Raw genomic sequence first — 6,628 nt, 5'->3', positions numbered from 1 at the left:
GGTGAAGTCTTCGGCTGGTGTGAAGGTCACAGTGCCGTCGCCATTGTCCACAACGGTGCCCTCGGCAGGGTCTACCGTCACGTCAGAGATTGTCAGCTCGTCCAGCGTGTTGTCCGGATCGCTGTCATTGCCCAGAAGGTCGACGACCACTGGTGTCTCTTCCTCGGTGGTTTCCGCGTCATCCACGGCAACCGGTGCGTCGTTCACAGGCGTCACGGTCACAACCGCTTCGCCTTCGTCGGACAGGCCGTCAGGGTCCGTTACGGTATAGGTGATCGTCGCTTCGCCGGTGAAGTCTTCGGCAGGTGTGAAGGTCACAGTGCCGTCGCCATTGTCCACAACGGTGCCTTCTGCAGGGTCTACCGTCACGTCAGAGATCGTCAGCTCGTCCAGCGTGTTGTCCGGATCGCTGTCATTGCCCAGAAGGTCAACAACCACTGGTGTCTCTTCCTCGGTAGTTTCCGCATCATCCACGGCAACCGGCGCGTCGTTCACTGGCGCCACGGTCACAGTGACAATGGCGTCGTCAAAGCCCCCGTTGCTGTCTGTGATCGTGTAGTTGATCGTCGCTTCGCCGAAGAAATCCGGGTTTGGCGTGAAGTCGAGCGTGCCATCATCCAGGATCGCAACGGTACCATCATCCGATGTCGCCTCGGTCACGGTGAGGAAATCACCCTCTGGATCGGTATCATCGTCAAGCACGGTGATGTTGACCAGCGTGTCTTCGTCGGTTGTGGCGGTATCATCTACTGCAACGGGTGGATCATTCACCGGCATGACGGTGATGATCGCCTCGCCCACATCGCTTTGCCCGTCCGGGTCGGTGATCGTATAGGTGATGACCGCTTCGCCACTGAATTCAGGCGCCGGCGTGAAGGTTACTGTGCCATCGCCATTGTCCTCAACGCTGCCTTGCGCAGGATCAACGGTAATGTCGGATATCGTAAGCTCATCCAACGTGTTGTCCGGGTCAAAGTCATTGCCACGCAGATCGACAACAACAGGCGTGTCTTCATCTGTGGTAGCGGCATCATCAAAGGCTTCGGGGCCTGTGCTTTCTGCGACGGTAATAAAGTGGTTGGCCGTATCTTCCAGCTCACCATCCGAGATCGTGTAGGTGACGGTCGCCACACCGGCGAAACCGTCGGCCGGTGTGAATTCGAATGTGCCGTCCGCATTCTCAACCAGCGTGCCTTCTTCGGGGGCGACAGTGGCGGAAACCACGGTCAGCGCATCAGGCGTTTCAACGTCTGTGTCATTGGCCAACAGGTCAATCGTCACAGGTGTTTCGAATGGCGTTTCATCTGTATCATAAACAGCTTCCGGCGCATCGTTAACCGGAGTGACCGTCACGATCGCAACGGCTTCATCCAGCTGACCATCGGGATCAGAGATAGTATAAGTGATCGTTGCGTCGCCGTTGAAATCAGGCGCAGGCGTAAAGGTCACTGTGCCGTCTTCGTTGTTCTCGATGGTGCCTTGTTCGGCCGGGACCGAAACCGCAATCACGCTGAGTTCGTCGACGGTGTTGTCTGGATCGCTGTCATTGCCGGTCAGGTTCACGACAACGGCCGTGTCTTCTTCGGTTGTGGCCACGTCATCCACGGCAACCGGAGGATCATTCACAGCCGTGACCGTAACCACAGCCTGACCTTCGTCGCTGTTCCCTTCGGGATCACTGACGGTGTAGGTGATTGTCGCATCGCCATTGAATTCCGGCGCAGGCGTAAAGGTCACTGTGCCATCGCCATTATCGACCAGCTCACCCTGTGTCGGATCAACAAGGGTCACGTCAGAAATGATCAGATCCTCAACAGCGGTATCAGGATCAAAGTCATTGCCGCGCAAGTCGATGGTGACAGGGGTTTCTTCCTCTGTGGTGGCCACATCGTCAAAGGCTTCGGGGCCTTGGCTATTGCCTACTGTGACAATATGGATCGCGCTGGCTTCCAGCTCACCATCGGAAATGGTGTAGCTGATAGTTGCTTCACCCTCGAACCCGTCGGCAGGCGTAAATTCGAATGTACCGTCATCATTGGGTGTCAATGTGCCCTGATCGGCAGGAACAGTTGCAGAAACCACCGAAAGATCAGCCGCATCTGTGTCGATATCGAAATCATTGGCCAGCAGATCAACAGTCACCGGCGTGTTGAAGTCGGTCACATCTGCATCATCTACGGCAACCGGCGCGTCGTTCACTGGCGTCACGGTCACAACCGCCTCGCCTTCGTCGGACAGGCCGTCAGGATCAGTCACGGTGTAGGTGATCGTCGCTTCGCCGGTGAAGTCTTCCGCAGGTGTGAAGGTCACAGTGCCGTCGCCATTGTCCACAACGGTGCCTTCCGCAGGATCAACCGTCACGTCCGAGATCGTCAGCTCGTCCAGCGTGTTGTCCGGATCGCTGTCATTGCCTAGAAGGTCAACAACGACTGACGTGTCTTCCTCGGTGGTTTCCACATCATCCACGGCAACCGGGGCTTCGTTGACCTCTTCAAACACAAGGTTGTCAATCGCGCCGGAGCCTTGCAGGACGATTTCGAAGCTGGACGTGCCAGGCACCGAAAGCTGCACAACAGATTGGCCGTTATTCTGCGTCGGCTCTACGAACTGTTCGCTGATCAGATCGCCATTGGCATCAAAGAATCGTATTGTTGCCGTCTCTTCGATATCGAGGAACGTCAGAGATTTAATTGTGACCGGATCATCAAACGAAAACGTTAGTGAACCGCCAGCGGCATTATCATCAGGATCAGAACTATCGCCGTCTTCGGAAATAATTAACACATTATTAAGGTTTGACGTGGCAAGGTCGGAATCACCACCGGTCGGGGCATTCGTGTCGAAAATCATTGCCTGATCTACACCATTGCCGGCCGCATTGGCACTTACCTGCACACCGAGGTCTGCAAATTGGTCTGTTACGGTTTCACCAGTGGCAAGGTTGTTGAAGTCAATTGTTCTGATCATTGTATATGCTCCTATGCGGCAATGCGCGCGGCGCGCGTCGCGGCCGGATTTTGTTGGTCAAACTTTGGAAGATTGCGTCGCGATTGAACGTCGGAAACGGGCGCAAAAATGCACCACTCGGAACGATACGTTGATGGTCTAGTCTTCGTCATTCGTCTTCTCCGTTCTTCGCGTGTTAACTCCGAAGAGTTATTGCTGATCCACAAGCAACCAACACAGCTGTGCCTTTTGAAAGGAGAGACGGACCGAATTATGGCCAAACTAAGGCTCAAAAAAAGAGAACCTTAGCCCGTAAGCAGCAGTCGCAAATATGCGGCGCTACACGTCTCCTGCACCAAAAAATGCAGTCAGTGTGCGGCCGCCCCCGGACCAAATTTTGTCGTCACCCCCCAGTGGGCTTGCTAAAGAGATAGCTTTTCATCTGTTGGATACAAAGGGAAAAAAGACCGAAATGTGTCACAACTTGGTTCAACATAAAGTTAATGAATATCGAAAAGCTAGATTCAGCACTCTAGCCTAGATTGTATTGTTGACCGTTTACCCGTCACAAGAACGCGCATAATCCCAATAATACTTGATTCAAACCCTGCGCCGGTTTTTTCAACACTCAATCATGGGGTTATTATTGTTCGTGATCTGTTAACAATCAGGCCCTGCTCCTCCAGAGGTGACAAGCCCTTATCCTCCGAAAATTCCTCAGGAATCATGTTCACGAATTCGAACCAATTGGCTTTGGGCAGCGTAATTAGCCGTGAATTCTTATGTAAATTCGCCACATTCTTCCGAATCAAATATTAACAAAGTCAATAATGTGGCACTTTGCTATCCGCCCGTTCCGACCCGAGCCTGTGCTGACCAGAAGCCCTGCGATGCAGTGAATAGGAATTTGTTAATTTAAAGGGAGTGTAACATTTGCGGAAAACCTGAAAAGGATCAGGTTGGTACCCAAGGCCGGACTCGAACCGGCACGCCTCGCGGCGGGAGATTTTGAATCTCCTGCGTCTACCATTCCGCCACTTGGGCACTGGCGACGATGTAGCCTGACCGCAAGACAGGGGCAAGTCATATTCGACACTCTGACCATAGGATTTACGCCTGTCTCTTGACGGGGACCCTGCGACATGATGTTGAGAAAGCGTAAATTCCGGAGCGCCCGCATGATCCAACGCCTCTATGACTGGACCCTGAGCCTTGCCGAGCACCGTCATGCCCTTTGGGTCTTGGCATTGGTAAGCTTTCTGGAAAGTTCGATGTTTCCGATTCCGCCGGACATCATCATGATCCCGATGATCATCGCCCGCCCTGGCCGCGCCTTTATAATTGCTGGTGTGGCCTTGGTCGCATCCGTGTTGGGCGGTGTTATGGGCTATGCGATTGGCGCGCTTGCCTATGACACTTTGGGGGCTCCGATTCTCGAAGCGCTTGGCAAAGGCCATGCGATGGAGGAATTCGCCACACGATTTAACGATCTGGGATTTTGGGCGGTTCTGGCGGCGGGGATCACACCCTTTCCTTATAAGGTCATCACCATCATGTCCGGTTGGACCGGCATGCCGCTGCTTACTTTCATCACGACCTCGATCCTTGCGCGCGGCTTGCGGTTTTTCCTCGTTGCGCTGCTGCTGTATAAATACGGCGCGCCTGTACGGGATTTTATCGAAAAGCGCCTGCCGCTGATGTTCACCCTCGCCCTGGCCCTGCTGATTGGCGGGTTTATGGTCATCAAACTGTTCTGAGCCGATGGAAAAAAACAAAAACTATATTGCCCTCGCCACGTTTGGCTCAGTTGCTGTGCTTGGCGGGGCGTTTGCGTTTCAGCATCTGGGCGGTCTGGCCCCTTGCAAGCTGTGCCTCTATCAACGCTGGCCCCATGCGGCGGCAATTATTATCGGTGCGCTGATCCTGATCTCCCGCAAGGTGCAACTTGCCTGGGCCGGTGCGGCAGCCGCGCTGACCACGGCAATCATCGGCATGTATCATGTGGGTGTTGAGCAAGGTTGGTGGGAAGGCCCGACCACTTGCACAGCAGGCGGCGTTAGCGGGCTAAGCGCCCAGCAGTTGATGGATCAAATTCTTGCGGCACCCTTGGTACGCTGTGATGATATCGCGTGGCAAATGGCAGGGATCAGCATGGCGGGGTGGAACGCTATTGTGTCACTCGTGCTGATGGCAATCTGGGTTCAGGCCGCGCGCCGCGGCTAACCCGCTTTTTGCGTGCTTAAAAGCAGGCTCGTTTCCGAAGCCACAACCCCGTCGAGCTGCCTGATACGGTCCAGAACCTTATCGAATTGCTCCAACGTGGCTGTGCCGATTTCTACAATCAAATCCCACTGACCATTCGTGGAGTGCACCGCGCGCAGCTCTGCCATGGTGCCCAGCTGGCGTTTGATCCGCGCTGCCCCGCGCCCCTCGATGCCGATCATCATCAGGCCGCGTACCGGATCACGTGCCACATCCGCACGGGTAATCACGGAAAACCCCACAATCTCTCCGCCGTCCTGCAAACGCGCAAGGCGCGCGCGCACGGTGGTCCGGGACAGCCCCAGGATCACCGCCAGATCAGACAGCGATGCCCGTGCGTTATGCCGGAGCGCCGCAATCAGTTTACCGTCCATTTCATCCATTTTGAGCTCCGTTTTGGATAATTTAAACTCATTTTGAACACTTTGCACTCTATTTATCGAACATATGCACGGATTACACCTAATAAACACGTAACAAAGGATGACTCCCATGACCCCGCAACATTGCATTTTACAAGGCGCTCCGTTGGACTGCGGCAAAATTCGCCGTGGCTGTATCATGGGACCTGATGCCTACCGCACCGCCGGTTTGGCCCAAGCACTGGAAAGTCTGGGGCATAAGGTTACTGATATCGGCAACATCGGCCCTGCCCCTTACGAAGATATCCCGCACCCTAAATTGCACCGCCTTGCCGAAACGATCGCATGGACACATGCACTGGCCGACACGACCGAGGCCTCATTCGCGCGCGGTATGCCCATCACAATGGGCGGCGATCACGCGCTGGCTTCAGGTACTGTTTTGGGCGCAATGCGCTATGCCGAAGCACAAAAGCGCCCGCTGTTTGTGCTTTGGCTGGACGCCCATAGCGACTTCCACACGCTCGACAGCACCGACAGCGGCAATCTGCACGGTACGCCTATGGGCTACCTCACAGGCCGCGAAACATTCGAAGACTGGCCTGCCCTGCCCGCGCCACTGCCCTTTGACCAGATCGCCATGATCGGGTTGCGCTCGGTTGATCCATCCGAACGCGAAGCCTTGCAGCAAACCGAGATCACCCGCGTCGACATGCGCGAGATCGACGAGACCGGCATCACCGGCCCGCTGGGGTCCTTCCTTGCCCGTGTCGCCGCAACAAATGGCCTGCTGCATGTCTCGCTTGATGTTGATTTCCTCGATCCAGCGGCGGCCCCTGCCGTTGGCACCACCGTTCCGGGCGGCGCCACAGTGCGCGAAGGCCATCTGGTAATGGAAATGATCAACGACAGCGGCCTGCTGTCTTCTTTGGATCTGGTCGAGCTCAACCCGTTTTTGGACGAGCGTGGCCGCACCGCCCAACTGATGGTCGATTTGGCCGCTTCGGCCCTTGGTCGCAACGTCTTTGACCGTCCAACCCGCGCTTACTAAGGAGCCT

At 55.4% G+C, this 6,628-nt stretch carries 5 protein-coding genes and 1 tRNA gene; 3 read left to right on the top strand and 3 right to left on the bottom strand.

Annotation, left to right across the window (positions count from 1 at the left end):
- A partial coding sequence (locus ABJM03_RS02050) for a cadherin-like domain-containing protein (protein WP_348415218.1) occupies nt 1–2,967 on the bottom strand: 2,967 nt, incomplete at its 3' end.
- Between the two features lie 939 nt (nt 2,968–3,906).
- Nucleotides 3,907–3,990, bottom strand: a tRNA-Leu gene (locus tag ABJM03_RS02045).
- Between the two features lie 134 nt (nt 3,991–4,124).
- Here ABJM03_RS02045 and ABJM03_RS02040 point away from each other — a divergent pair.
- Both ABJM03_RS02040 and ABJM03_RS02035 read left to right on the top strand, forming a co-directional pair.
- Nucleotides 4,125–4,703: a VTT domain-containing protein gene (locus ABJM03_RS02040; RefSeq protein WP_348415217.1), complete on the top strand. Its 579-nt coding sequence runs from the start codon at nt 4,125–4,127 to the stop codon at nt 4,701–4,703.
- Nucleotides 4,704–4,707: 4 nt separating this feature from the next.
- A complete protein-coding gene (locus ABJM03_RS02035) occupies nt 4,708–5,169 on the top strand; it encodes a disulfide bond formation protein B (RefSeq protein ID WP_348415216.1) in 462 nt (153 codons plus the stop codon).
- Here the strand turns inward: ABJM03_RS02035 and ABJM03_RS02030 are convergent.
- Nucleotides 5,166–5,591, bottom strand: coding sequence for an Lrp/AsnC family transcriptional regulator (locus ABJM03_RS02030; RefSeq protein WP_348415215.1), 426 nt, complete (start codon nt 5,589–5,591; stop codon nt 5,166–5,168). The genes ABJM03_RS02035 and ABJM03_RS02030 overlap by 4 nt on opposite strands.
- A 109-nt stretch (nt 5,592–5,700) precedes the next feature.
- On the opposite strand from ABJM03_RS02030, the gene rocF reads away from it, so the two are divergent.
- Complete coding sequence (rocF, locus tag ABJM03_RS02025) at nt 5,701–6,621, top strand: arginase (protein WP_348415214.1); 921 nt, start codon at nt 5,701–5,703, stop codon at nt 6,619–6,621.
- Nucleotides 6,622–6,628 lie beyond the last annotated feature (7 nt).

Origin of the sequence: Sulfitobacter sp., from assembly GCF_039977885.1 — a bacterium.
GTDB lineage: Bacteria > Pseudomonadota > Alphaproteobacteria > Rhodobacterales > Rhodobacteraceae > Sulfitobacter.
The sequence above is the reverse complement of the archived record's forward strand: the minus strand, read 5'-3'. Positions and strand labels throughout refer to the sequence as shown.